At 73.6% G+C, this 24,042-nt stretch carries 21 protein-coding genes and 1 pseudogene; 11 read left to right on the forward strand and 11 right to left on the reverse strand.

The genetic code is table 11. From position 1 onward, the window contains the following. Window positions 1-34: 34 nt before the first annotated feature. The 3 genes from ccrA to J7F03_RS18185 form a co-directional block, all read right to left on the reverse strand. On the reverse strand, window positions 35-1,372 hold the full coding sequence (gene ccrA, locus J7F03_RS18175) for a crotonyl-CoA carboxylase/reductase (protein WP_214950633.1): 1,338 nt from the start codon (window positions 1,370-1,372) through the stop codon (window positions 35-37). Between the two features lie 398 nt (window positions 1,373-1,770). Next, window positions 1,771-2,601 carry a TetR family transcriptional regulator gene (locus tag J7F03_RS18180; RefSeq protein WP_214950635.1) on the reverse strand — a complete coding sequence of 277 codons (831 nt, stop codon included), beginning with the start codon at window positions 2,599-2,601 and terminating at the stop codon, window positions 1,771-1,773. 166 nt (window positions 2,602-2,767) lie between these two features. Continuing rightward, the gene (locus J7F03_RS18185) at window positions 2,768-4,591 is read right to left on the reverse strand and encodes a 3-hydroxyacyl-CoA dehydrogenase family protein (protein WP_214950637.1); all 1,824 of its coding nucleotides are present in this window, start codon (window positions 4,589-4,591) and stop codon (window positions 2,768-2,770) included. A 413-nt stretch (window positions 4,592-5,004) separates the two neighbouring features. Between J7F03_RS18185 and J7F03_RS18190 the strand changes: the two genes are divergently transcribed. Beyond that, a complete protein-coding gene (locus J7F03_RS18190; RefSeq protein ID WP_214950639.1) occupies window positions 5,005-5,565 on the forward strand; it encodes a HEAT repeat domain-containing protein in 561 nt (186 codons plus the stop codon). On the opposite strand, the gene J7F03_RS18195 is transcribed toward J7F03_RS18190, so the two are convergent. The 3 genes from J7F03_RS18195 to J7F03_RS18205 form a co-directional block, all read right to left on the reverse strand. Continuing rightward, window positions 5,562-5,981 carry a RidA family protein gene (locus J7F03_RS18195; RefSeq protein WP_214950640.1) on the reverse strand — a complete coding sequence of 140 codons (420 nt, stop codon included), beginning with the start codon at window positions 5,979-5,981 and terminating at the stop codon, window positions 5,562-5,564. The genes J7F03_RS18190 and J7F03_RS18195 overlap by 4 nt on opposite strands. 38 nt (window positions 5,982-6,019) lie before the next feature. Continuing rightward, entirely contained in the window at window positions 6,020-7,606 is a 1,587-nt protein-coding gene (locus tag J7F03_RS18200) for an alpha/beta hydrolase (RefSeq protein WP_214950641.1), read from the reverse strand. Between the two features lie 124 nt (window positions 7,607-7,730). Then, on the reverse strand, window positions 7,731-8,795 hold the full coding sequence (locus tag J7F03_RS18205; protein ID WP_214950642.1) for an Rv2578c family radical SAM protein: 1,065 nt from the start codon (window positions 8,793-8,795) through the stop codon (window positions 7,731-7,733). A 184-nt stretch (window positions 8,796-8,979) separates the two neighbouring features. On the opposite strand from J7F03_RS18205, the gene J7F03_RS18210 reads away from it, so the two are divergent. From J7F03_RS18210 to J7F03_RS18225, 4 genes are all read left to right on the forward strand, one after another. Beyond that, entirely contained in the window at window positions 8,980-9,423 is a 444-nt protein-coding gene (locus J7F03_RS18210; protein WP_214950643.1) for an SRPBCC family protein, read from the forward strand. A 260-nt stretch (window positions 9,424-9,683) separates the two neighbouring features. Then, window positions 9,684-10,517: a M55 family metallopeptidase gene (locus J7F03_RS18215; RefSeq protein WP_214950644.1), complete on the forward strand. Its 834-nt coding sequence runs from the start codon at window positions 9,684-9,686 to the stop codon at window positions 10,515-10,517. 1 nt (window position 10,518) lies between these two features. Beyond that, complete coding sequence (locus tag J7F03_RS18220) at window positions 10,519-11,859, forward strand: M20/M25/M40 family metallo-hydrolase (protein WP_374104360.1); 1,341 nt, start codon at window positions 10,519-10,521, stop codon at window positions 11,857-11,859. Continuing rightward, on the forward strand, window positions 11,859-13,919 hold the full coding sequence (locus J7F03_RS18225) for a prolyl oligopeptidase family serine peptidase (RefSeq protein WP_214950648.1): 2,061 nt from the start codon (window positions 11,859-11,861) through the stop codon (window positions 13,917-13,919). The genes J7F03_RS18220 and J7F03_RS18225 overlap by 1 nt, the downstream gene beginning before the upstream one ends. Window positions 13,920-13,943: 24 nt before the next feature. Here J7F03_RS18225 and J7F03_RS18230 read toward each other — a convergent pair whose 3' ends face one another. Continuing rightward, window positions 13,944-14,657: a hypothetical protein gene (locus J7F03_RS18230; protein ID WP_308379702.1), complete on the reverse strand. Its 714-nt coding sequence runs from the start codon at window positions 14,655-14,657 to the stop codon at window positions 13,944-13,946. A gap of 342 nt (window positions 14,658-14,999) precedes the next feature. Here J7F03_RS18230 and J7F03_RS18235 point away from each other — a divergent pair, with 342 nt between their 5' ends. Next, on the forward strand, window positions 15,000-15,899 hold the full coding sequence (locus tag J7F03_RS18235; RefSeq protein ID WP_214950650.1) for an arginase family protein: 900 nt from the start codon (window positions 15,000-15,002) through the stop codon (window positions 15,897-15,899). A 105-nt stretch (window positions 15,900-16,004) separates the two neighbouring features. Here J7F03_RS18235 and J7F03_RS41065 read toward each other — a convergent pair. Beyond that, window positions 16,005-16,094 (reverse strand): annotated as a pseudogene (locus J7F03_RS41065) (DUF664 domain-containing protein); the annotation flags it as partial. Window positions 16,095-16,356: 262 nt separating this feature from the next. On the opposite strand from J7F03_RS41065, the gene J7F03_RS18245 reads away from it, so the two are divergent. Then, complete coding sequence (locus J7F03_RS18245; RefSeq protein ID WP_214950654.1) at window positions 16,357-18,327, forward strand: DUF5107 domain-containing protein; 1,971 nt, start codon at window positions 16,357-16,359, stop codon at window positions 18,325-18,327. 47 nt (window positions 18,328-18,374) lie between these two features. On the opposite strand, the gene J7F03_RS18250 is transcribed toward J7F03_RS18245, so the two are convergent. Beyond that, on the reverse strand, window positions 18,375-18,794 hold the full coding sequence (locus tag J7F03_RS18250) for a hypothetical protein (RefSeq protein WP_214950656.1): 420 nt from the start codon (window positions 18,792-18,794) through the stop codon (window positions 18,375-18,377). Between the two features lie 136 nt (window positions 18,795-18,930). Beyond that, the gene (locus J7F03_RS18255) at window positions 18,931-19,371 is read right to left on the reverse strand and encodes a nuclear transport factor 2 family protein (RefSeq protein ID WP_214950658.1); all 441 of its coding nucleotides are present in this window, start codon (window positions 19,369-19,371) and stop codon (window positions 18,931-18,933) included. 106 nt (window positions 19,372-19,477) lie between these two features. Between J7F03_RS18255 and J7F03_RS18260 the strand changes: the two genes are divergently transcribed. Both J7F03_RS18260 and J7F03_RS18265 read left to right on the forward strand, forming a co-directional pair. Continuing rightward, window positions 19,478-20,047, forward strand: coding sequence for a PadR family transcriptional regulator (locus tag J7F03_RS18260; RefSeq protein WP_214950660.1), 570 nt, complete (start codon window positions 19,478-19,480; stop codon window positions 20,045-20,047). Between the two features lie 61 nt (window positions 20,048-20,108). Further along, window positions 20,109-20,897 carry an SGNH/GDSL hydrolase family protein gene (locus J7F03_RS18265; RefSeq protein ID WP_214950738.1) on the forward strand — a complete coding sequence of 263 codons (789 nt, stop codon included), beginning with the start codon at window positions 20,109-20,111 and terminating at the stop codon, window positions 20,895-20,897. A gap of 71 nt (window positions 20,898-20,968) precedes the next feature. On the opposite strand, the gene J7F03_RS18270 is transcribed toward J7F03_RS18265, so the two are convergent. After that, window positions 20,969-21,814 carry a class I SAM-dependent methyltransferase gene (locus tag J7F03_RS18270; RefSeq protein ID WP_214950661.1) on the reverse strand — a complete coding sequence of 282 codons (846 nt, stop codon included), beginning with the start codon at window positions 21,812-21,814 and terminating at the stop codon, window positions 20,969-20,971. A 252-nt stretch (window positions 21,815-22,066) separates the two neighbouring features. On the opposite strand from J7F03_RS18270, the gene J7F03_RS18275 reads away from it, so the two are divergent. Together J7F03_RS18275 and J7F03_RS18280 are read left to right on the forward strand one after the other, a co-directional pair. After that, on the forward strand, window positions 22,067-22,639 hold the full coding sequence (locus J7F03_RS18275; RefSeq protein WP_214950662.1) for a TIGR03086 family metal-binding protein: 573 nt from the start codon (window positions 22,067-22,069) through the stop codon (window positions 22,637-22,639). Between the two features lie 111 nt (window positions 22,640-22,750). Beyond that, window positions 22,751-24,031: an aminotransferase class I/II-fold pyridoxal phosphate-dependent enzyme gene (locus J7F03_RS18280; protein WP_214950740.1), complete on the forward strand. Its 1,281-nt coding sequence runs from the start codon at window positions 22,751-22,753 to the stop codon at window positions 24,029-24,031. Window positions 24,032-24,042: the final 11 nt, after the last annotated feature.

Raw genomic sequence — 24,042 nt, forward strand, 5'->3', positions numbered from 1 at the left:
CGGATGGTGCGGCTGTGCTGGTCGGTCCGCTCCGCTACACGTCGCGGAACCGGTTGATCGCCTCGAGGTGCGTCGCGCGCATCTCGTGGTCCCGGACGCCCAGGCCCTCCTCGGGGGCCAGCGCGAGGACGCCGACCTTGCCCTGGTGGAGGTTGCGGTGGACGTCGTAGGCGGCCTGGCCGGTCTGCTCCAGGGAGTAGACCTTCGACAGGGTGGGGTGGATCTTGCCCTTGGCGACGAGGCGGTTGGCCTCCCAGGCCTCGCGGTAGTTCGCGAAGTGGGAGCCGACGATCTTCTTCAGCGACATCCACAGGTACCGGTTGTCGTACTCGTGGTTGTAGCCCGAGGTCGAGGCGCAGGTGACGATCGTGCCGCCCTTGCGGGTGACGTACACGGAGGCGCCGAAGGTCTCGCGGCCCGGGTGCTCGAAGACGATGTCCACGTCCTCGCCGCCGGTCAGCTCGCGGATGCGCTTGCCGAGGCGCTTCCACTCCTTGGGGTCCTGGGTGTGCTCGTCCTTCCAGAACTTGTAGCCCTCGGCGCTGCGGTCGATGATCGCGGTCGCGCCCATCGCCCGGCAGATGTCCGCCTTCTGCGCGCTGGAGACCACGCAGATCGGGTTGGCGCCGCCGGCCAGCGCGAACTGGGTCGCGTACGAGCCGAGGCCGCCGCTCGCGCCCCAGATCAGGACGTTGTCGCCCTGCTTCATACCGGCACCGTTGCGGGAGACCAGCTGGCGGTAGGCGGTGGAGTTGACCAGGCCGGGGGAGGCGGCCTCCTCCCAGCTGAGGTGGTCGGGCTTGGGCATCAGCTGGTTGGACTTGACGAGCGCGATCTCCGCCAGGCCGCCGAAGTTGGTCTCGAAGCCCCAGATGCGCTGCTCGGGGTCGAGCATCGTGTCGTTGTGGCCGTCCGAGGACTCCAGCTCGACCGACAGGCAGTGCGCGACGACCTCGTCGCCGGGCTTCCAGGCGTTCACGCCGGGACCGGTGCGCAGGACGACGCCCGCGAGGTCCGAGCCGATGACGTGGTACGGGAGGTCGTGGCGCTTGGTGAGCTCCGAGAGGCGCCCGTAGCGCTCCAGGAAGCTGAAGGTGGACACCGGCTCGAAGATCGAGGTCCACACGGAGTTGTAGTTGACCGAGGAGGCCATGACGGCCACCAGGGCCTCGCCCGGGCCGAGCTCCGGAACCGGGACCTGGTCCAGGTGCAGGGACTTGCGCGGGTCCTTCTCGCGGGTGGTGAGCCCGGCGAACATCTCCGCCTCGTCCTTGTGCACGGTGATCGCGCGGTACGAATCGGGTAGCGGCATGGCTGCGAAGTCGGCTGCCGTAGCGCTCTGCGACTGGATCGCGTCCAGGATGTCCTTCACGGTGTTGCCTCCGGCCGTGCGCTGATGAGGTGCGCTGAGGGAAACGGGTTGCGTGGAGCGGGCGAAGCGGTGTGTTCGGGGCGCCGTCGATTCGGCTGAGGGTGGAGCTGCGCGTTGCCTGTGGTGGGGCGGTGCGGGGTGCCTGGTGACGCAGGCGTCCGGGGCGCGTTCCGTGCCGAGTGGGCTGGGCCGCGGGGACATCCGGACGAGATTCAACGTATGGCACCCCGTGTCACTCAGCAAGGCACCGGGTGCCAAAACTTTCTCTCATTTGCCGATTGACCTGCACGGATGAGCGATGATCGATCAGAGTTACCCGCGAGTAGGGGCAACCCGGACAAACGAAAGCGGCCGCCCCCGGAACGGGAGCGGCCGCTGTGACGCGAGCTACACGTGAGTTACCGCTGCTTGTTTCTGAGTGCCTCTTCGATGGTCCGCATGACCTCGTCCAGCGGCGCGTCCGTACGCGCCACCGCCACCAGTACCTCGCCCTGCGTACGGACCGAGGCTGGGGGCGCGACCGGGGCCGCCGGCACCGCGCTCAGCGTGCGCCCCGCGCCGATCCCGCTGCCGAAGGTCTTGCGCACGATCGAGAAGGCGTGGTCGAGCTGTGCCTCCACGTCGCCCCGCCCGCCGGCCCGCAGCCAGCGCCGCAGCACGTGGTTGTGGGCCGTGACCACCGCCGAGGCGGCCACCTCCGCCAGCAGCGGGTCGTCGTTGTCGTCGTGGTGGTCCTGCTCGTCGAAATGGGCCAGCAGGTAGCGGGTGAAGAGCCGCTCGTAGCGGGCGACCGAGGCGATCTCCCGCTCCCGCAGCGCAGGCACCTCGCGGGTGAGCCGGTAGCGCTCCACCGACACCGCCGGCGAGGCGGCGTACATCTTCATGACTTCCTTGATCCCCCGGCACACCGTGTCGAGCGGGTGCTCGTGCGCCGGAGCCACGTCGAGGACGGCCTCGGCGCGGGTCAGGGTGTCGTCGTGGTCCGGGAAGATCGCCTCTTCCTTGGACCGGAAGTGCCGGAAGAAGGTCCGGCGCGCCACCCCGGCCACCGAGGCGATCTCGTCGACCGTCGTCGCCTCGTACCCCTTGGTCGCGAACAGCTCCATCGCGGCCGCCGCCAGCTCGCGGCGCATCTTGAGCCGCTGCGCGGCCGCCTTGGTGCCGGCCGGGCTCTCCGGGGTGTCGGTGGCCGAGGAGGCACGGGGCGAGGTCTTGGCGGGCTGGGACATAGAGCGAAAGTACTTCATTTGCACGGGAGAGCGCTCCCGAGGGGGGTGGGACGGGAATGGATGCGGGGGAGAGCCCGCACTGGGCTCGGAGGGTACGGCCTGCCGTGAGGGTCCGGCAGACCCGAGCAGCCCTCCCCACGCATCCGGCTCGTGTGCCTGCCGCCGGTTACCGGCGGGGGGCGTACTCACGGAATCCGCGGCCGGTCTTCCGGCCCAGGCAGCCAGCCGCCACCAGGTGCTCCAGCAGCGGGGACGGGGCCAGGCCCGGGTCGCGGAACTCCTTGTGCAGGACCTGCTCGATGGCCAGTGACACGTCCAGGCCGACCACGTCCAGGAGCTCGAAGGGCCCCATCGGGTAGCCGCCGCCCAGCTTCATCGCCGCGTCGATGTCGTCGATGCCGGCGTAGTGCTGCTCGACCATCTTGATCGCGTTGTTGAGGTACGGGAACAGCAGCGCGTTCACGATGAAGCCGGCCCGGTCCCCGCAGTCCACCGCGTGCTTGCGCACCTGACCGCAGATCCCGCGGACCGTGGCGTGGACGTCGTCGGCGGTCAGCACGGTGCGGACCACCTCGACGAGCTTCATCGCCGGAGCCGGGTTGAAGAAGTGCATGCCGATCACGTCCTGCGGACGCGCCGTCGCGCGGGCGATCGCGATCACCGGCAGCGAGGAGGTGGTGGTGGCCAGCACCGCGCCGGGCTTGCAGACCTTGTCCAGCGCCTGGAAGAGCTCCTGCTTGACCGCCAGGTCCTCGGCGACGGCCTCCACGGCCAGGTCCACCTCGGAGAAGGACTCCAGCGAGCCCGCCGGCGTGATCCGGCCCAGGGTGGCCGCGGCGGCGTCCGCGGACAGCCGGCCCCGGTCCACCGCGCGGCCGAGCGACTTGCCGATCGCGGCCTTGGCGGCGTCCGCCTTCTCCTGGCTGCGGGCAGCCAGCACCACCGGGAAGCCGGCCTGCGCGAAGACCTGCGCGATACCGCTCGCCATCGTGCCCGAACCGGCCACGCCGACCGAGTTCACCGGGCGGCTCGCCCGGACCAGGTCCCCGTCCGGCGGGGTCTGCAGGTCGCGGACGACGACCTTGCTGCCCGCGGCCTCGTACGTGTAGAACCCGCGCCCGGACTTCTGCCCGGTCAGGCCCGCCTCGGCGAGGTGGCCGAGGATCGGGGCCGGGGCGTGCAGCCGGTCGCCGGACGCCGTGTACATGGCCTCCAGGACGGTGCGGGCGGTGTCCACGCCGATCAGGTCGAGCAGGGCGAGCGGGCCCATCGGCATGCCGCAGCCCAGCTTCATCGCCGCGTCGATGTCCTCGCGGGAGGCGTACTTGGCCTCGTACATGGCGGCGGCCTGGTTGAGGTAGCCGAACAGCAGGCCGTCGGCGACGAAGCCCGGGCGGTCGCCGACCGCGACGGGCTCCTTGCCGAGCTCGCGGGCCAGCGTCGTGACCGCCTCGACGGCCGGCGGGGCCGTCAGCACGCTGGAGACGACCTCGACCAGCTTCATCGCCGGGGCGGGGTTGAAGAAGTGCAGGCCGACGACGCGCTCCGGGCGCTGCGACTCGGCGGCCATCCGCGTCACCGACAGGGCGTTGGTGCCCGTGGCCAGGATCGCGGTGGGCCGGACGATCGCGTCGAGCTCGCGGAAGATCCGCTGCTTCAGCTCGTAGGACTCGGGGACCACCTCGATGACGAGATCGGCGTCGGCGGCGGCGCCCAGCTCGGAGAAGGTGCGGAAGCGGGCGAGCACGCCCTCGCGCTCCTGCTCGGTGAGCAGTCCCTTGGTGACGGAGCGGGCGGTGGCCGCCGCGAGGGCCGCGGTGGCCCGGCGGGCGGCGGCCTCGCTGATGTCGATGCCGACGACCTCGCGGCCGGCCCGGGCGAGGACCTCGGCGATGCCGGTGCCCATCGTGCCGAGACCGACGATCGCGATGCTCTGCAGGGCGGGCTTGGAGGAGGGGGAGGACTGACTGGACGTGGACGGAAGGTCCATCGCGGGACTCCAGTGGAAGAGGGTGACGACTGAGGGGGGCGCGCGGCGCACAGCGCGCGCGGATGCCGTACGGAAAGCCGTGCGGAGAAGCCCAGGGGGTCCCGGAAGGGAGCGGCCCGGAGGGCGGAAGCGGCGGAGCCCTGTCCCGGGGTCACGCCGTGAGGTCGTGCAAGAGGTCGTACTGAACCGACTGGCACGAGGTGGCTGCGTCACCAGGCCGCCCTCGTACGTGTTGTAGGGACAATAACCCGCTGGTAACTGGTCCGCCAGGGCGCGCAGATGTGACCTGCGCCGCTCAAATGTACCGATCATCGATCATCGATCAACCGGCGCTCCAGCCAGGCTCCGGCGGCGCCCGTCACCAACTCCGGGAACCCGCCGTGGCGACCCTCGCGGGCACCTAGGGTGGCCGGGTGAACGACGTGTTGGAGCGCTTGCGGGCGGAAGCCGGGCAGGCGCCGGAGTACGAGGCACTGCTCGCGGCGGACGCGGACGGCCTGGCCGCGTCCCTGACCTCCGCCGGGCTGCCGCTGTGGGCCCGCGAACTGGCCGCGTACCGGCTGGGCCTGGCCGGGGACCGGCGGGCCTTCGAATCGCTGGTCCTGCTGCTCAACCACCGGGACCCGCCGCGCTGCGAGGCCGCAGCGCGGGCGCTGGCCGTCCTCGGGGACCCGCGCACCGCCCGCGCGGCGGCGGCGCTGGCGACGAACGAACTGCGCACGGCCTACGCCCTGCACCCGGTCCGGCTGCTGGCGGCGCTGCGCGCCCCGGAGTCCGCCCCGGCGCTGATCCGCACCCTGGGCCGGCTGCTCGCGCCGAACGACCCGTACTGGCGGGTGGCCCTGGCCTGCGTGGAGGGGCTGGGCGCGCTGGCGGACCGGCGCGCCCGCGAGGTCCTGATCCGGGCCCAGTCGCACCCCCGGCTGGCGGTGGCGGCGACAACGGCCCTGCGGGGATTACGGGACAGCCCTTAGGCGGCGGGATCGACGGGGACGATCGCGAACGCCTCGATCTCCAGCAGCAGTTCGGGCCGGAAGAGCGCCGCCACCTGGACCGCCGAGGAGGCCGGGAGGCGGTCCGGGGCGATCACCGCGTCACGGGCCGCCCGTACCGCCGGGAGGTGGGCGACGTCCGTGACGAAGTACGTCAGCTTGACCACGTCGTCGAAGGTCGCCCCGGCCGCCGCCAGGCACCGCCGCAGGTTCTCGAACACCTGCCGGGCCTGGGCGGCGGCGTCGCCCTCGCCGACGACCCCGCCCTTCTCGTCGAGGGAGCACTGCCCGGACACGGCGACGAACCGCCCGGTCCCCCAGACGACGTGGCTGTATCCGGTGCCCGCGCCGACACCCTCGGGAGCGGCGACACGGGTGAGGTGGCTGTTGGTTGTCATGCCCGCGATTGTGCCCGGCGGGGATCACCGGGCGCCGCTCACCCCCGGAAGCCGAGGAGCCCGTGCAGCGCCGCGCCGCCCGCCGACGGCGGCACCGCCCGCGTCGCCGGGACCGGCGTGGGGGCCGGCTGGGCCGGGCAGACGGCGTCCGAGGCCGTGCCCGTCAGCAGGTACGCCGACAGCTTCTCGTCCAGGCACTTGTTGCCGGCGAGCGAGACGCCGTGGTTGCCGCCGCCCTCCTCGACCACCAGCGCCGAACCGGCCAGCTTGCGCCGCATGCTCACCGCGCCCTCGTACGGGGTCGCCGCGTCCTCCGTCGCCTGGAAGAGGAGCGCCTGCGGGAGCGCGGTGTTGGTGACGTCCGGGGCCTGCAGCTGCTCGCCCGGCCAGAACGCGCAGGGGGCGTTGTACCAGGCGTTGTTCCAGGTCATGAAGGGCGCCTTGGCGTGCGTGCGCCACATGTCGGCCCGCCACTGGTTCCAGTCCTTGGGCCATGCCGAGTCCCGGCACTGCACCGCCGTGTACACGCTGTAGCTGTTGCCCGCCGACGGCTCCACCGCGCCGAACCGCTCGTACGCGGCGACCAGCGGCTTCGGGTCTCCCTCCACCGCGTACGCCGAGAAGGCCACCGCGAGGTGGGGCCAGTAGCCGTTGTAGTAGCCGCCCGGCATGAAGGTGTCCTCCAGCTCGGCCGCGCCCACCTTGGCGCCCGCCGGGCTCTCGCGCAGCGCGGAGCGCATCCGGTACCAGCGGGCCTCGATCACCGCGGGGTCGGTGCCCAGGTGGTAAGTGGCGTCGTACCGGGCCACCCATGCCAGGAAGGCCTTGTGGCGGGCGTCGAAGGCCTGGTCCTGGGCGAGGTTGTCCTCGTACCAGACCCCCGCCGGGTCCACGACCGAGTCGAGGACCAGGCGGTGCACCCGGTCGGGGTGGAGCTTGGCGTACACCGCGCCCAGGTAGGTCCCGTAGGAGTACCCGAGGTAGCTGAGCTTGTCCGCGCGCAGGGCGGCGCGCAGCGCCTCGATGTCGCGGGCCGCCGAGACCGTGCCGATGTACGGGAGGACGTCCGCGTGCTTGGTCTGGCAGGACTCGGCGAAGGACTTCACCCGCTCCAGGTTGGCCCGCTCGGTCGCCTCGTCGAGGGGTACGGAGTCGGGCCGTACGGGGGTGAAGTGGCCGGCGCCGCAGTCCAGGACGGGCTCGCTCTTGCCGACGCCGCGCGGGTCGAAGCCGATCACGTCGAACTGCGCGGCGATGTCCTTGGGCAGCGCGGAGGCGACGTACCCGGCCAGGGTGCGGCCGCTGCCCCCGGGGCCGCCCGGGTTGACCAGCAGCGGGCCCTGGGAGCGGGCGGCCGTGTGGGGGACCCGGGTCAGGGCGAGGGAGATCTGCCGGCCGGCGGGGTGGTCGTGGTCGAGGGGCACCGCGAGGGAGGCGCACTGCAGCGTCGGGTAGCGGGGGGTCGCGCAGTCGGCCCACTTCAGCGCGGCGGGCGCGGACACGGGCGCGGCCGGGGCGGCGGCCGTGACCGGAGCCGCGAACGCGGAGGCGGCGACGGTGGAGAGCGCCAGAAGGACGGCGGCGCGCTTCTTCGAGGTTCCGCGCTTGTTGATCGGATGCAGCATGAGGCCTCCCAGCCGAGGGTTCTGGGCGGAATCGTCCCGGAACCCGCGCCCGGAAAGCGGGATTGGACCGCTCATTGGCCCGATGTGATGACCTTCTGGCGGGTCGCACGGGCCGTACGGGTGCTCAGAGCAGGCTCAGCTGGGCCGGCCCGGCGGGTGCGGGGTCGGCCGGCCGCTCGGGTACGACGGTCCGCCGGGCCGCGCCGCGCCCGCCGGGGCCGATGCCGAATTCGGTGGCGAGCTCGTGGACTTGGCGGGTGATCGCGCGCTGGTACCAGGTCGGGGCGTAGGAGCCGCCCGCGTACATCCGTTCGTACCGCTCGACCAGGTGCGGGTGGTGCTCGCCGAGCCAGGACGTGAACCACTCGCGCGCCCCTGGCCGCAGATGGAGCACCAGGGGTGTCACGGAGGTCGCGCCCGACTCGGCGATGGCCCGGACGGTGGCCCGCAGCTGCTCCGGGGAGTCCCCGAGGAAGGGGACCACCGGGGCCATCAGCACCCCGCATTCGATGCCGGCGCCGGTGAGGGTGCGCACGGCCTGCAGCCGGGCGCCGGGGGAGGGGGTGCCGGGCTCGACCGTGCGCCACAGGGCGGTGTCGGTGAATCCGACCGAGACGGATATCCCGACGTCGGCGACGGCCGAGGCCTCCTGGAGGAGGGGCAGGTCGCGCAGGATCAGGGTGCCTTTGGTGAGGATCGAGAAGGGGTTGGCGCGCTCCCGCAGCGCCTCGATGATCCCCGGCATGAGGCGGTAGCGGCCCTCCGCGCGCTGGTAGCAGTCGACGTTGGTGCCCATCGCGACGTGCGCGCCGGTCCAGCGGCGGGAGGCGAGCTCGCGGCGCAGCAGGTCGGGGGCGTTGGTCTTGACGACGATCTGGGAGTCGAAGCCGATGCCGGTGTCGAGGTCGAGGTAGCTGTGCGTCTTGCGCGCGAAACAGTAGACGCAGGCGTGGCTGCAGCCCCGGTACGGGTTCACGGTCCATTCGAACGGCATGCGCGAGGCCCCGGGGACCCGGTTGAGGATCGAGCGGGCGCGGACCTCGTGGAAGGTGATGCCCCGGAACTCGGGGGTGTCGAACGTGCGGGTGACGACGGCGTCGGCGCCGAAGAGCGCGGCCGGGCCGTCGGCCGCGGCCCCGTTGGTGCCGCCGGCTCCGTCGGCCTTTCCGGTCAGATTGTCCCAGCGCATGGTGCGCCTCCCTCGGTAGCTCGCTCCGAGAATAGAACAAACGTTCCCATGATCGTGCGGGCCGTCGCCCGCGGCCACGCGCACCACCGGCCGTGCGCCCCGCCCCGGGACCCGGATTTGGGCGCCCGCCCCGGAGGTGGTTGGCTTGCGGCGACGAGAGATCACCACTGTTGGAGGAGTAGCCATGGCGCAGGTCGAGGCCACCACGGAGCGCATCATCACGGCGGACGCGGAGACCGTGTTCGACGCGCTGGCCGACTACACCGGGACCCGGGGCAAGCTGCTGCCCGAGCACTTCAGCGAGTACGAGGTGCGCGAGGGCGGCGACGGCGAGGGCACCCTCGTCCACTGGAAGCTCCAGGCCACCAGCAAGCGGGTCCGCGACTGCCTGCTCGAGGTCAGCGAGCCCACCGACGGGCAGCTCGTGGAGAAGGACCGCAACTCCTCCATGGTCACCACCTGGACGGTCACCCCGGCGGGCGAGGGCAAGTCCAAGGCCGTCGTCACCACCGTGTGGAACGGCGCCGGCGGCATCGGCGGCTTCTTCGAGCGCACCTTCGCGCCCAAGGGCCTGGCCCGCATCTACGACACCCTTCTCGCCAATCTGGCTGCCGAAGTCGAGGGCTGAACAAGGCCGTTGCCGGTGGGGCCGGGGGAGCGGCCTCACCGGATCGAGTGAAACCAGCGACCGGGGGCGATGCCGCGACAGGGTCGACCCGGTGGTCGCCACCGGACTCGGCGCGGCCTTCGGCATCGCCGGGGTCGCCCGTGGCGCGCGCCGGCCCCGCCGGGCCCCGGACGGCCGTGCGGCCGGGCGTGCCCCGGGGGCCTGCGGGGGCCGGGCGGTTAGGGTGGGGGCCTGAGCGCTACCGACCGCCCGGGGGCCCGATGAAGATTCTCATCTCCGCCGACATGGAAGGCGCCACCGGCGTCACCTGGCCCGCCGACGTGCTGCCCGGGACGCCGCAGTGGGAACGCTGCCGGACGATGTTCACCTCCGACGTGAACGCCGCCGTACTCGGCTTCTACGACGGCGGCGCCGAGCAGGTCCTCGTCAACGAAGCCCACTGGACCATGCGCAACCTGCTGCTGGAGCGGCTCGACGCGCGCGCCGAGATGCTCACCGGCCGCCACAAATCCCTCTCCATGGTCGAGGGCGTCCAGCACGGGGACGTCGACGGCATCGCCTTCGTCGGCTACCACACGGGCGCCGGCGCGGAGGGCGTGCTCGCCCACACCTACCTCGCCAACTCCATCACCGGGGTCTGGCTCAACGGGATCCGCGCCAGCGAGGGAGTGCTCAACGCGCACGTCGTCGCCGAGTACGGGGTCCCGGTCGTCCTGGTCACCGGAGACGACCTGACCTGCGTCGACGCAGCCGGCTACGCCCCGGACGCGCTGACCGTCGCCGTCAAGGACCACGTCTCGCGCTACGCCGCCGTCTGCCGCACCCCCGCCCGCACGGCCGCCGACATCCGGGCCGCCGCCAAGGCCGCCACAGCCCTGGCGATCCGTCACGAACCCGTGAGCGGCGGGCCGTTCACCGTCGAGGTGGAGTTCGACGCCGAGCACCTGGCGATGGCCGCCACGGTGGTGCCCGGGGTCGCCCGCTCGGGCGAGCGCAAGGTCGCGTACACCAGCGGGACGATGTACGAGGGGATCCGGACCTTCAAGGCGGTCACGACGATCGTCTCGGCAGCGGTGGAGGAGCAATATGGCTGACATGTCCGAACCGGGCGAGAGCACCCCGGTCGACCGGACGGCACTTGACGAGGCCGTCGAGTTCACCTCCGGCCTGATCCGGATCGACACGACGAACCGGGGCGGCGGCGACTGCCGGGAGCGCCCGGCCGCCGAGTACGTCGCCGAGCGGCTGGCGGCCGCCGGCCTGGAGCCGGTGCTGCTGGAACGCACCCCGGGCCGCACCAACGTGGTGGCCCGGATCGAGGGCGCCGACCGCGGCGCCCCCGCCCTCCTGGTCCACGGCCACCTCGACGTGGTCCCGGCGGAGGCCGCCGACTGGAGCGTGGACCCCTTCTCGGGGGAGGTCCGCGACGGGGTGGTCTGGGGTCGCGGTGCCGTCGACATGAAGAACATGGACGCGATGGTGCTGGCCGTCGTACGGGCCTGGGCGCGGGCAGGCGTGCGGCCGCGGCGGGACATCGTGATCGCCTACACCGCCGACGAGGAGGACAGCGCGATCGACGGAGCGGGCTTCCTCGCCGATCACCACCCCCACCTCTTCGAGGGCTGTACCGAGGGCATCAGCGAGTCCGGGGCCTTCACCGTGCACACCGGACCCCGTCAAGCCCTCTACCCCATCGCCGCCGGTGAACGCGGCACGGCCTGGCTCAAGTTGACCGCGACCGGCACCGCCGGGCACGGATCCAAGCCCAACCGGGCCAACGCGGTCAGCCGGCTCGCCGCCGCCGTGGCCCGCATCGGCGAGTACGACTGGCCCGTCCGCCTCACCGACACCGTCACCGCCTGCATCACCGAACTCGCCGCCCTCCAGGACATGTCGGTGGACCCCCGGGAGCCCGGCTTCGACCTCGAAGGCGTCCTCGGCAAGCTCGGACCGGCCGCCGCCCTCGTGGAGGCGACCGTCCGCAACAGCGCCAACCCCACGATGTTCAGCGCCGGTTACAAGCTCAACGTCATCCCGGGCAGCGCCACCGCATACGTCGACGGCAGGATGCTGCCCGGCGGCGAGGAGGAGTTCGCCGCCACCCTCGACGAGCTCACCGGACCCGACGTGCGCTGGGAGTTCCACCACCGGGAAGTGGCCCTCGAAGCCCCCGTGGACGGGCGCACGTACGGGATCCTGCGCGAGTCCGTCGAGGCGTTCGACCCCGCGGGCCGTGTGGTGCCCTTCTGCATGGCGGGCGGCACCGACGCCAAGCAGTTCTCCCGCCTCGGCATCACCGGCTACGGCTTCTCCCCGCTCAAGCTGCCGCCCGGCTTCGACTACTGGTCCCTCTTCCACGGCGTGGACGAGCGGGTCCCCGTCGACGCCCTGCACTTCGGCGTCCGCGTCCTCGACCGCGCACTGCGCACCCTGTGATGGAACTCCGCACGGCCCCCTACGGCAGCTGGCCCTCGCCCATCGACGCGGCGCTCGCCGCCGGCCTCGACGGACGGCCCGAGTACCTCGCCGCGGTCGGCCCCGAGGTGTGGTGGACCGAGCCCCGGCCGGCCGAGGGCGGCCGCCGCACCCTGGTCCGGCGGCCCGCCGACGGCGGGCCGGCCGCCTGCGTGCTGCCGGCGCCGTGGAACGTGCGCAGCCGGGTCACCGAGTACGGGGGACTGCCCTGGGCCGGCGCCGAACGCCCCGGCGGCGGCCCGCTGGTGGTGTTCGTCCACTTCGCCGACCAGCGGCTCCACGCCTACGAGCCCGACGCGCCGGGCAGCCCCGGCCCGCGCGCCCTGACCCCCGTCTCGGCGGTCGGCGGCGGGCTGCGCTGGGCCGACCCGGTGCTGCGCGGCGAGGAGGTCTGGTGCGTGCTGGAGGAGTTCACGGGACCCGCGCCGACCGACGTGCGCCGGGTCCTGGCCGCCGTACCGCTGGACGGGTCGGCGGCCGGTGACCGGTCCCGGGTACGGGAACTGACCGACGGGCGCCACCGGTTCAGCACCGGTCCCCGGCTCTCCCCGGACGGGCGGCAAGCGGCCTGGCTGGTGTGGGACCACCCCCGGATGCCGTGGGACGGCACCGAGCTGCGGCTCGCCGAGGTCACGCGGGACGGGCGGCTCGCGGAGCCCCGTACCGTGCTGGGCGGAGCGGACGAGGCCGTCGCGCAGGTCGAGTGGGCCGCCGACGGAACGCTCCTCGCGGTGAGCGACCGGGGCGGCTGGTGGAACCCGTACCGGGTGGACCCGCGGACCGGCTCGGCCGTCAACCTCTGCCCCCGGGAAGAGGAGTTCGGCGGACCGCTCTGGAAACCCGGACTGCGCTGGATCGCCGCGCTCCCGGCGGGCGCCTCCCGGGCCGGCGGCTCAGGGCACTCCGGTGGTGCCGGTGGTGCCGGTGGTTCCGGGGGAGGGGCCCTCGCCGTCCTGCACGGTCAGGGCTCCTGCGTGCTCGGCGTGCTCGACCCGGAGAGCGGCGACCTGGTGGACGCGGCCGGGCCGTGGACGGCCTGGCAGCCCACCCTCGCCGTCAGCGGCACCCGGGTCTACGGGGTCGCGGCCAGCCCGCGCAGCGGGTACGAGGTGGTGGAGCTGGACACCGCCACCGGGCACGCCCGGGCGGTCGGCGTCCGGGGCTCGCCGCGGACGGACCCGGTGGACCCGGCGTACTACCCGGAGCCGCAGAGCAGGACCTTCGCGGGGCCGGGCGGCCGGGAGATCCACGCCCACGTCTACCCGCCGCACCATCCCGTACTGCGGGCCCGGGCGGACGAGCTGCCCCCGTACGTGGTGTGGGCGCACGGCGGCCCCACCGACCACGTGCCGCCCGTACTCGACCTGCACATCGCCTACTTCACCTCGCGGGGCATCGGCGTGGTCGAGGTCAACTACGGCGGCTCCACCGGCTACGGACGCGCCTACCGGGAGCGGCTGCGCGAACAGTGGGGCGTCGTCGACGTCGAGGACTGCGCGGCCGTGGCGCGCGCCCTGGCCGCCGAGGGCACCGCCGACCCGGACCGGCTCGCGATCCGGGGCGGCAGCGCGGGAGGCTGGACGGCGGCGGCCTCGCTGGCCGCCACCGGCCTGTACGCGTGCGCGGCGATCATCTACCCGGTGCTGGACCTGCTCGGCTTCGCCGAGGAGACCCACGATCTGGAGTCCCGCTACCTCGACGGCCTCGCCGGGCCGCCGCAGACCCTGGCCCTGCGCAACCGCGAGCGCTCCCCGGTGGCCCGGGCGGACCGGATCACCGCGCCGTTCGTCCTGCTGCAGGGCCTGGACGATCCGGTCTGCCCGCCCGCGCAGGCGCGGCGGCTGCTGGCCGCGATGCGCGGGCGGTCGGTGCCGCACGCGTACGTCGCCTTCGAGGGCGAGGGGCACGGCTTCCGGCGCCAGGAGACGATGATCCGGGCGCTGGAGGCCGAACTGTCGCTGTACGCCCAGGTGTTCGGTATCGAGCGGACGGACGTGCCGCTGCTCGCGCTGGAGCCCTGACCGGGCGCGTGAGTTCTCGGGCGGTCAGCCCGTGTGGACCCAGACGAGGAGCGGGCCGATGGCGGTGAAGCCGTGGCGCAGCGCCGTGTCGAGGTCGTCGCCGGACTCGTAGCCGACGACCGCCAGGCCGGGCCAGATCGAGGCGATCAGGGTCAGCGCGCCCGCCCAGGCCTCGTCGTCCGCGGTCCCGTCGGCGCAGAACACGTTCGATACTCCGACGACCTCCCCGGTGCGGTTGGCGGCGGCCCCGGCGACGATCCGCCCCTCGGCGTCCCGGCCCGCGAGGAAGGCGATCTCCCCGTCGTGTCCGGTGAGCAGCCCCGGGTGGAACAGGCCGGTGCTCTCCTCGCCGTCCCAGGCCGTCTCCCAGGACTCCAGCTCGGCGGGGCCGGCGACCCGGCTCCACTCCAGGGCCGGGGCGGCGCCGGGAGCGCCCGCCGGGCGGTGGATCCACTGGGCGCCGAAGAGGACCTCGAAACCGGCCGGGGCCAGGTCGAGCGCGGCGAAGCTGTCCTTGACCGAGGCGCGCGGCGCGGCGGTGTCGATGCCGGCGACGAGCGCGGCCGCGTCGGTGTCCCTGGTGAGGGTCACGGCGTCCGGGTAGTAGAGCGGGGTCGGGCGCGGACTGATCCAGGCCTCGGCGGTGAACGCACCGTCGCGGCAGACGGCGGCGCACCAGGCGGCGTTGTTGTGGGCGGCCGCGAGGAGGAGCTCTTCAGTGTTCGGGGTGATGATCACACCGGGATCCTGCCATAGGCCCTGGCCTGGAACGATGAGACTTTTTCCGTACCTGGCGCAGGGGGTGGGCCGGACCGCGCGGGCGTGCGGCCTGCTCGGGGAGGCGTTCGATCCGGTCATCGGCCGCGCCTTCGCGAAGGAGGGCCCGGATCCGCCCGGGCACAGGCCGGTGCCCAGCCCGGGAACGCCGGCACGATCGCCCTCCCGCGCGGCCGGGGCTTCCGGCCGGAAGGGTCCTCGCCGGGTCGCCCCACGTCGGCGGCGCCCGGCCGGGCCGCGAACGCCGGGCGATCACGGCCGAAATGCCTCGTCCACGGGCCCGGCATCGCACAGGATGAGTGCATGCGAACCCTCGTGCTCCTCGACGCGCCGTCCAACCTCGGGCTCCGGCCGCCCGCGCCGGGCACCGTACCCGGCGTCTACAAACTGGCCGGGGCCCTGCGCGAGCAGGGCCTGCTGGCCCGGCTCGGCGCGCGCGAGGGCGGTGTCGTCGTCCCGCCGCGCTACGACCGGGGCGGCTGGAAGGAGGGCGACGGCGTGTTCCACGCCGGGCAGCTCGCCGCGTACACCGTCGCCCTCGCCGACCGGATCGAGGGCCACCTGCGGGCCGGGGAGTTCCCCGTCGTGCTCGGCGGCGACTGCTCCATCCAGCTCGGCGCCTCGCTCGCCATGCGCCGGCTCGGGCGGTACGGGATCGCCGCGATCGACGGCTCCGCCGATTTCCGCCACCCCGGCAACGAGGCCGTCAACGGGCCCGTCGGCGCGGCGGGCGGCGAGGAGCTGGCCCTGGCCACCGGGCGGGGCCAGGCCGGCCTCGCCGACCTGGAGGGCCTCGGGCCGTACCTGCGCGACGAGGACGTACGGCTCTTCGGGCTGCGCGACGGGGACCCGGACCTCCCCGAGCTGCGCGCCGCCGGGATCTTCGCCGCCACGGTCGGGGCGATCCGGGACCGGGGCGCGGGTCCCGTGGCCCGGACCGCCCTGACGGGGCTGCAGCCCCCGGCCACCGCCGGGTTCTGGGTCCACCTGGACGCCGACGTACTGGACCCGGCGGTGATGCCGGCCGTCGACAGCCCCGACCCCGGCGGGCTGATCCCCGACGAACTCGCCGAACTGCTCGGGGTGTTGATCAGCTCCCCGCGCTGCGTCGGACTCAACGTCACCATCTACGACCCGGACCTGGACCCGGACGGCCGCGCCGGGGCGCTGCTCGCGGACCTGGTCGCGGGGGCGTTCGCGTAGGCCCTGGGCAGGGTGCGCGTCGCGCTGAGGGGGCCGGGGCCGCCCACCGCGACGAGCACCCGGCCCGGATCCCCGACGAGCACCCGGCCCGGATACCGGCTCCGGTCAGACCCCGGTCACGCCGTCGATGCGCTCGCGCAGCAGGTCCGCGTGGCCGTTGTGCCGCGCGTACTCCTCGATCATGTGGATCAGCACCAGGCCCGAGCACTTGAGTTCCAGCGTCGCGCGCTGCGCGCCCAGCATTCCGGCGAGCATCCGCCGTTCGTCACCGGTCGCGGGCATCGCGAACCGGTCCTCGGATCCGGCTGCGTCGAAGACCCCGGCTCTTCTGCTGCGACTGCTCATGCACCCATTTTCAATCAACGACCCGTGCCCCGGCGGGCTTTGCGTAATCCTGACCGGTGGTGATCCGCCGAATCCCTGTGCACCGGCCGCCGTGGCGTGTTCCATTTCCCTCATGGCCACCACCGTCCGCCGCTCCGTACTGACCCTTCCCGCAGCCCCGTCGGGTCCCGAGAACCCACTGCCCGCCCTCCGCGCTCCCGACGGGGTGCACGCGCTGGACGAGCGCTCGCGCGAGGGCCTGCCGCGCGACATGGCACGCCAGATCGGCTACAAGCCGCTGCGCTCGCTGCTGCCCGTCCGGATCCTGGACGGGTACCGGCGGCAGCGGGCCGAGCAGGACATCGAGACGATCGTCATCGAGAACGCGCATCTGCGCGTCACCGTCCTGCCCGGTCTCGGCGGCCGGATCCATTCGCTCGTCCACCTCCCCACGGGACGCGAACTGCTCTACCGCAACCCGGTGTTGCAGCCCGCCAACTTCGCGCTCAACGGCGCCTGGTTCTCCGGCGGCATCGAGTGGAACCTCGGCGCCACCGGCCACACCACCCTCTCCTGCGCCCCGCTGCACGCGGCCCTGGTCCCGGCGCCCGACGGAGGCGTGATGGTGCGGCTGTGGGAGTGGGAGCGGCTGCGCGACCTGCCGTTCCAGGTGGACCTGTGGCTGCCGGAGGACTCGCCGTTCCTCTACGTGGGCGTCCGCGTGCGCAATCCGCACGAGCGGCCCGCGCCCGTGTACTGGTGGTCCAACATCGCCGTGCCCGAGGACGAGGGCACCCGGGTCCTGGCCCCGGCCGACGAGGCCTGGCACTTCGGGTACGAGCGCTCGCTGAGGCGGATCCCCGTACCGCGGTGGGAGGAGGCGGACCGCACGTACCCGCTGCGCAGCACCTACCCGGCCGACTTCTTCTACGAGGTCGAAGCCGGGGCCCGGCCCTGGATCGCCTCACTCGACGCGGCCGGGCAGGGCCTCGTGCAGAGCTCGACGGCCCGGCTGCGCGGCCGCAAGCTCTTCGTCTGGGGCGGGGGCGAGGGCGGCCGGCGCTGGCAGGAGTGGCTGACCGAACCGGGCACGGGCGGGTACGCGGAGATCCAGGCCGGACTGGCCCGCACCCAGCTGGAGCACGTACGGCTGGAGGGCGGGGCGGAGTTCAGCTGGCTGGAGGCCTACGGGCCGCTGTCCGCGGACCCGGCCGCCGTGCACGGGGACGACTGGACCGCGGCGCGCGGCTCCGCCGAGGCGGCGCTGGAGGCCGCGCTGCCCCGGGCGGCCGTGGACGCGGCGTACGAGGCGTGGCGGACCCGCGCCGACACCGAGCCGGGGGAGCGGCTGGCGGCCGGCTCCGGCTGGGGCGCGCTGGAGGTGCTGTGCGGGGGCCACAAGCTGCCCGGCACCCCGTTCGCGGAGGACACGCTCGGCGAGGCCCAGGCGCCGTGGCTGGAGCTGTGGCGCACCGGGGTCTTCCCCGCCCCGCGCAAGGTGGCACCGCCCGGCCCGAGCCTGGTCGCCCCGCACTGGCGGGACATGCTGGAGACGGCCCGGGCGGACCCGCTGACCGAGTACCACCTCGGGGTGGCGCAGTGGCATGCCGGGGACATCGCGCAGGCGGTACGCAGCTGGGAGCGCGGGCTGGCGCTGGCCCCTTCGCGGTGGCCGCTGCTCAGGTGCCTCGCGGTGGCGGACGACCTGGCCGGGGACCCGGCGCGTGCGGCCCGCTGGTATGCCGAGGCCTTCGAGGACCTGACCCAGGAGAGCCGGGGCGGCGCGGGCTGGCTGGCCGCCGAATCGGCGCTGGGCCGCGAGGCGTTGGAGTCCCTGCTGTCGGCGGGACTGCTGCCGCGGGCCCGCGCGGTGTGGGACCGGCTGCGGCCCGCCCTGCGCGACGAGGGCCGCTTCCGGCTGGCCGCGGCCCGCCTGCTGGCGGCGGAGGGACATGTGGGCGCGGCCCGCCGGGTCTTCGAGGAGGGCTTCGAACTGCCCGACCTCCGCGAGGGGGAGGAGATCCTCGCGGAAGTCTGGGCCACCCTCACGGACCGCCCGCTGCCGGCCCCGTACAACTTCCGGATGCGCCCGCCGGGGGACTGACTCCTGGGATCCGGCCGTCCGGTCGGACGGCGGCCCGGGCTGTCCGGCTAGAGCTTCGCGATGTCCTTGTGGGCCAGTTCGGAGCTGTGGTAGACGGCCAAGCGCACCTTGAGCTGGTAGCCCTTCGGCGCCTTGATGATCACGTTGGGCGTCTCCAGCAGATCGCCACCGTTACACGGCGGCTCGGAGTTGAGGCTGGCCCAGCCGTCCACCTCGTCATGCGGGTCGTTCCACTCCACCCACACGCAATCACGCTCGCCGGCGTGGGCCTCCACGGAGAGGATCTCGACCGAGTTCACCGCGCCGTCGACGCGCTCGTAGGTCACCGTCGCGGAACTGTGGTGGAGGCCGGCGCCGGCCTCCAGGTTGACCTTGCTGGCCGAGGTGGTGGCGGCGGCTGGAGCCGCTGCTCCCGCAATCGTCGCGGCCACCACCGCGACGGTGGCAGACAGTGCAGATATGCGCATGATCCGTCTCCACGAAGCTAGTTGAGGAAATCGAACCCTATCCCGTGTGGGGACTCGCGCTCCGACGATCCGTCGATCGGGGGCTGGGACCGGCCATGATCCAAGAGGCCGTTTCCAGGCCGTTTCCAGGCCGTTCCTAGGCCGTCGGGGCGGGGACGAGGCCGTCGGCGATGAGGCCGGCGAGGACCGCCTCGCCGACGGCCAGGACCGCCGTCTGGGGGCGGATCATCACGGTGATCTCGCCGATCAGGCCCCCGGGCGCGAGGTGCAGCATGTCGATGCCGTGCACCTGCCTGCCGTTCACGGTTGTCCGGAAGGGCAGCACGGTCGCCGGGCCCTCGGCCCCGTCGGCGCCGGCCTCGACGCTGCCGTCGAAGTGGCCGACGTAGCGGAAGTCCTCGAAGGTGCGCAGGAGGACGCGGAAGAGGGCCAGTACCGCCGCCTTGCCCTCGAACGGCTTCGACTTCACCGGGCTGTTGAGCCGGACGTCCTCGGTGAACAGCCCGTCCAGCGCGGCGAGGTCCTGGCTGTCGACGGCGTCGCGGAACCGGTCGGCGGTGCTCGTGCCGGTACTCATGAGGTCTCCTCGATAGTCACCGATGTGATTAGTCAGTTTCTTGACTATCATGGCTCGGGCGTCCCTGAGAAGACGCCGTGGTGGACGGACCCGAGGAGGCGGACCGGTGGCTTTGCGTCACGCCGTACTGGCGGCGCTGCTCGACGAGGAGCTGAGCGGCTACCAGCTGGCCAAGGCCTTCGGCACGGGCGTGGCCAACTTCTGGCACGCGCTGCCCCAGCAGCTCTACGCCGAGCTGGCCAAGCTGGAGCAGGAGGGGCTCATCGCCGGCCGGGAGGTCGTCCAGGACACCCGGCCCAACAAGCGCCTGTTCCAGGTGACCGCCGCCGGACTGGCCGAGCTGGAACGGTTCGCGGCCACCTCCACCAAGCCCTCCTTCATCCGCGACGACCTGCTCGTGAAGGTCCAGGCCGCCGATCACGTCGACACGCAGGCACTGATCGCGCAGCTCGCGGAGCGGATCGCCTTCGCCGACTCCAAGATCGAGCTGTTCGGCGCGCTGCTGCGCAAGATGCGCGGAGAGCGCGCCGAGGAGGAGTTCCTGCGCCACGGCGAGCGGATCGGCCCGTACCTCACCTGCCTGCGCGGCCTGGAGTTCGAGCGGGCCAACCGGGCCTGGTACGAGCGCACCACGACCATCCTGAGTGAGAGGCGGACGGACCGTGCCGGTCGATGAGCGCAACCAGCGGGACGAGGGCCGGGAACAACGCGAGCGGAGCGGGAACGGGCCCGGGGACTTGAATAGCGGGACGCGCTACGTGGCGCTCGGCGACAGCCAGACCGAGGGCGTCGGCGACGGCGACGACCGCACCGGGCTGCGCGGGTGCGCCGACCGGCTCGCCGAGCTGATCGCGGCCCACGACCCCGAGGTCCGTTACGCCAACCTGGCCGTACGGGGCCGTCTCGCGGCCGGGGTCCGCGCGGGGCAGCTCGCGCCCGCCCTGGCGCTGCGCCCCGACGTGGCCACCGTCGTCGCCGGGGTCAACGACGTGCTGCGGCCCCGGTTCGACGCCGACGAGGTCGCCGGGCACCTGGAGGCGATGTTCGCCGCGCTCACCGCGCAGGGCGCCCGCGTCGCCACCGTCACCTTCCCCGACATCGCCAAGCTCGTCCCGCTCGCCAAGGGCGCGGCCCCGCGCGTCCACGCGCTCAACGAGCGGATACGGCAGGCGGCACAGCGACACGGTGTGGTCGTCGCCGATTTCGCCCGGCACGAGGCGTCCACCGACCCCCGGATGTGGAGCGCGGACCGGCTGCACGCCGCGCCGCTCGGCCACGCGATGATCGCCGCCGGTGTCGCGCACGCCCTGGGGCTGCCCGGCAGCGACGACTCCTGGACCCGCCCGCTGCCCGGCCCGCCGCCGGCCGCCCAGGCGGGCCTGCGAGCCGTCGCCGGGGAGCTGCGCTGGGCCGTCGGGTTCGCCGGGCCCTGGATCGGCCGGCGGCTGCGCGGGCGCTCCTCCGGCGACGGGCGTACGGCGAAGCGGCCCGGCCTGCTTCCCGTCCGCGGTCCCGAAGCCCCGTAGGTCAAGCCCCGTGGGCCCGAAGCCCCGTCGACCCGCAGAGCCCCAAGGCGGGCGGAGGGCCGCTCCGCACGTCAGGCGCGGGCGATGATCTCGCCGTTCAGGACCGAGAACCAGGCGTCGGGGTCCGCGCCCCACGTGCGCCAGGCCTTCTCGACGGCCGCCAGCTCCGCCTCCGTCGCGTGTCCGCCGCCGGTCGCGATCCCTGCGTACGCCGAGGCCGTCGTACGGTCCGCCCACAGCGAGGACCACCACGCGGCCTCCTCGTCGGTCGCGTAACACCACGAGGTCGCCGTGCAGGTCACGTCCGTGAAGCCGGCCGCGCGCGCCCACGCGCGCAGGCGGCGTCCGGCGTCCGGTTCGCCGCCGTTGGAGCGGGCGACCCGCCGGTACAGGCTCAGCCACTCCTCCAGCCCCGGGGTCCGCGGATACCAGGTCATCGCCGCGTAGTCCGCGTCCCGCGCCGCCACGATCCCGCCCGGCCGGCACACCCGGCGCATCTCGCGCAGTGCCTGGACCGGGTCGCCGACGTGCTGCAGCACCTGGTGGGCGTGGACCACGTCGAAGGAGTCGTCGGGGAAGTCCAGCGCGTGGACGTCGGCCGTCGCGAAATCGACGTTGGCCAGGCCCCGTTCCCCCGCGTACGCGGCGGCCTGCTCGATCACGTCCGGCGCCGCGTCCACCGCCGTGACCCGGCCATGCGGCCCCACCAGCTCCGCCAGGTCCGCCGTGATCGTGCCCGGCCCGCAGCCCACGTCCAGGACGGCCATGCCCGGGCGCAGTTCGCCGATCAGGTAGGCGGCGGAGTTCGCGGCCGTGCGCCAGCGGTGCGAGCGCAGCACCGACTCGTGGTGTCCGTGGGTGTAGACCGCGGTCTCGTGCGCGGCGTCCTTGGTGTCGGTGCTGTCCGTGGCGTTCATGGTCGTGGCTCCTTCGTCGTCGAAGTGCTCTGGAAGTGCTCTCGAAAAGTGCTCTCGAAGCGGTGCCGAAGAGGTGTCGAACCGTTGGTGTCACCGTAAGGGATCAGTTCGTCATCTGAGATCCGTGTTTTGGCATGTGGACACCACCCTTGCGCGCCAAGGGGGTTGGGTAGGTCGGTGGCAGGGCAAGGCAGGTGCGAGGACAGTGAAGCCGGGGGAGGGAAACGACCCCGGTGAAGGACGGTGAGATCGATGCCGGACCCGTTGCTCGACTGGCACGCCGAAGCGCTGCGGCTCTTCGGCGACCACGTGCGCGCCGTCGCGGACACCCAGTGGGACGCGCCGACGCCCTGCAGCGAATGGAGCGTGCGCGACCTGGTCAACCACGTCACCGCCGAACAGCTCTGGATACCGCCCCTGGTCACCGACGGCCGCACCGTCGAGGACATCGGCAGCACCTTCTCCGGTGACGTCCTCGGCACGGACCCCGTCGAGGCGTGGGACCGGGCCTCGGCCGCCGCGCGCGTCGCCTTCGAGATCCCCGGGGCGCTGGAGCGCACCGTCCGGCTTTCCTACGGGCCCGCGCTCGGGTCGGCGTACTGCTCGGAGCTGACGGCGGACTGCGTCGTCCACGCCTGGGACCTCGCGCGGGCCATAGGCGCCGACGACCGGTTGCCGGACGGTCTCGTCGAGTTCTCCATCAAGGAGGTCATGCCCTACGCCGACGGGCTGGCGGCGAGCGGCATGTACGCGGCGCCGCTGGAGGTGCCGGCCGGGGCGAACGCCCAGACCCGGCTGCTCGCGCTGCTGGGACGGGACGGCTGACGCCGGCTGTCCGGCCGTCCGGCTCCGACGGGCAATTATGCGCAAATAACCGTATAAAGGCATGGTCGGTGAGCGGGGGACGGCAGGAAGAGGTGGCGCGCGGTGTCGGGGATCCAGCGCACGACGGCCGAGGGCCGCGGTCCGGTCCGCTACGGCCCGCACGCTCCCCAGCCCGGCCTGCCCGTCCTGCCCGAGCTCACGGCCGTCCTCGCGGCGGCCGCCTGGCGTTCGGCGCCGGAGCCCCCGGGCGGAGGAGTGCCCGTACGGGCCGCCGCGGCCCGGCACTGGGGCCGGCGGGGGCTGGCGACCGACCCCGACCACGTGGCCGCCGGAGCCGGTGCGCCGGCACTGCTGCTCGCGCTGCTCGGCGCGTACGGCGGCGACGTCATGCTGCCCCGACCCTGTCCCGCCTGGTGGACCCCGCAGGTCCGGCTGCTGGGACGGCGGGCGTACCACGTGCCGACCCCGGCCGAGTGCGGCGGCGTACCCGACCCCTACGCCCTGCTGGAGACCGTGCGCCGGGTGCGTGCCGAGGGCGGTGACCCGCGGGTGCTGCTGCTGTCCGTGGCCGACGACCCGACGGCCACCGTGCCGCCGCCCGAGCTGCTGCGGGAGGCCTGCGAGGCCGCCGCGTCGGCCGGGCTGTTCGTCATCAGCGACGAGACCTGGCGGGACACCGTCCACCGCCCCGCGCGCCGCGGCGCGGACGTGGGCGCGGGCCGGGGTGTCGGCGGGGCTGCCGAACGGGCGCACGGCACCCTCGTCCTCAGCCCCGCCGAGATGCTGCCCGACGAGACCGCCGTCCTCCTCGACCTGTCCGGAGCGCTGCTGCCCGCCGGCTGGCCCGCCGCCGTCGTCCGCTTCCCCGGCACCCCGCACGGCACCTGGCTGCGGGCCCGCACCCTCGACGTGCTCACGGCGACCGGCGGATTCGTCGCGGGACCCGTCGCCGGGGCCGCCGCACACGCCCTCGACGAGCCCGCCGCCGTCGCCGGACGCGCCGCCTCGGCCGCCACCCTGCACGGCACGGTGGCGGCCGCCGCGCACCGGGAGCTGCTGGCCGTCGGGGCGCTGGCCCGGCCCCCGCAGGCCGGCCGGCACCTCTACGCCGACCTGACGCCCCTGCGGGCGGGGCTCGCCCGGCAGGGCGTCGGCGACGCGATGGAACTGGAGGACTGGCTGGGCGGCCGGCTCGGCGCGCCGACGCCCGGCGGGCAGCGGTTCGCGGACGAACCGGTGGCCCTGCGGGTCCGGCTGTCCACCGGGCCGCTGCTCGGCGCCACCCCGGAGGAGCGGCTCGCCGCGCTCACCGCGGCCGACCCCCTCGAACTGCCCCACGTACGGGGCTCGCTGGAACGGCTCCGGTCGGTCCTGGCCGGGCTGTCCGACTGAAACCCCGACTC

Source organism: Streptomyces sp. ISL-43 (genome assembly GCF_018614195.1).
Taxonomy (GTDB): Bacteria; Actinomycetota; Actinomycetes; order Streptomycetales; family Streptomycetaceae; genus Streptomyces.

Excerpts from the sequence above, each read along its gene's own strand:
- J7F03_RS18215 (WP_214950644.1), top strand. The coding sequence starts at position 9,684 with ATGAAGATTCTCATCTCCGCCGACATGGAAGGCGCCACCGGCGTCACC.
- J7F03_RS18180 (WP_214950635.1), bottom strand. The coding sequence starts at position 2,601 with ATGTCCCAGCCCGCCAAGACCTCGCCCCGTGCCTCCTCGGCCACCGAC.
- J7F03_RS18275 (WP_214950662.1), top strand. The coding sequence starts at position 22,067 with ATGCCGGACCCGTTGCTCGACTGGCACGCCGAAGCGCTGCGGCTCTTC.
- J7F03_RS18205 (WP_214950642.1), bottom strand. The coding sequence starts at position 8,795 with ATGCGCTGGGACAATCTGACCGGAAAGGCCGACGGAGCCGGCGGCACC.
- J7F03_RS18225 (WP_214950648.1), top strand. The coding sequence starts at position 11,859 with ATGGAACTCCGCACGGCCCCCTACGGCAGCTGGCCCTCGCCCATCGAC.
- J7F03_RS18250 (WP_214950656.1), bottom strand. The coding sequence starts at position 18,794 with ATGCGCATATCTGCACTGTCTGCCACCGTCGCGGTGGTGGCCGCGACG.
- J7F03_RS18235 (WP_214950650.1), top strand. The coding sequence starts at position 15,000 with ATGCGAACCCTCGTGCTCCTCGACGCGCCGTCCAACCTCGGGCTCCGG.
- J7F03_RS18200 (WP_214950641.1), bottom strand. The coding sequence starts at position 7,606 with ATGCTGCATCCGATCAACAAGCGCGGAACCTCGAAGAAGCGCGCCGCC.
- J7F03_RS18185 (WP_214950637.1), bottom strand. The coding sequence starts at position 4,591 with ATGGACCTTCCGTCCACGTCCAGTCAGTCCTCCCCCTCCTCCAAGCCC.
- J7F03_RS18245 (WP_214950654.1), top strand. The coding sequence starts at position 16,357 with ATGGCCACCACCGTCCGCCGCTCCGTACTGACCCTTCCCGCAGCCCCG.
- J7F03_RS18220 (WP_374104360.1), top strand. The coding sequence starts at position 10,519 with ATGTCCGAACCGGGCGAGAGCACCCCGGTCGACCGGACGGCACTTGAC.
- J7F03_RS18255 (WP_214950658.1), bottom strand. The coding sequence starts at position 19,371 with ATGAGTACCGGCACGAGCACCGCCGACCGGTTCCGCGACGCCGTCGAC.
- J7F03_RS18270 (WP_214950661.1), bottom strand. The coding sequence starts at position 21,814 with ATGAACGCCACGGACAGCACCGACACCAAGGACGCCGCGCACGAGACC.
- J7F03_RS18195 (WP_214950640.1), bottom strand. The coding sequence starts at position 5,981 with ATGACAACCAACAGCCACCTCACCCGTGTCGCCGCTCCCGAGGGTGTC.
- J7F03_RS18210 (WP_214950643.1), top strand. The coding sequence starts at position 8,980 with ATGGCGCAGGTCGAGGCCACCACGGAGCGCATCATCACGGCGGACGCG.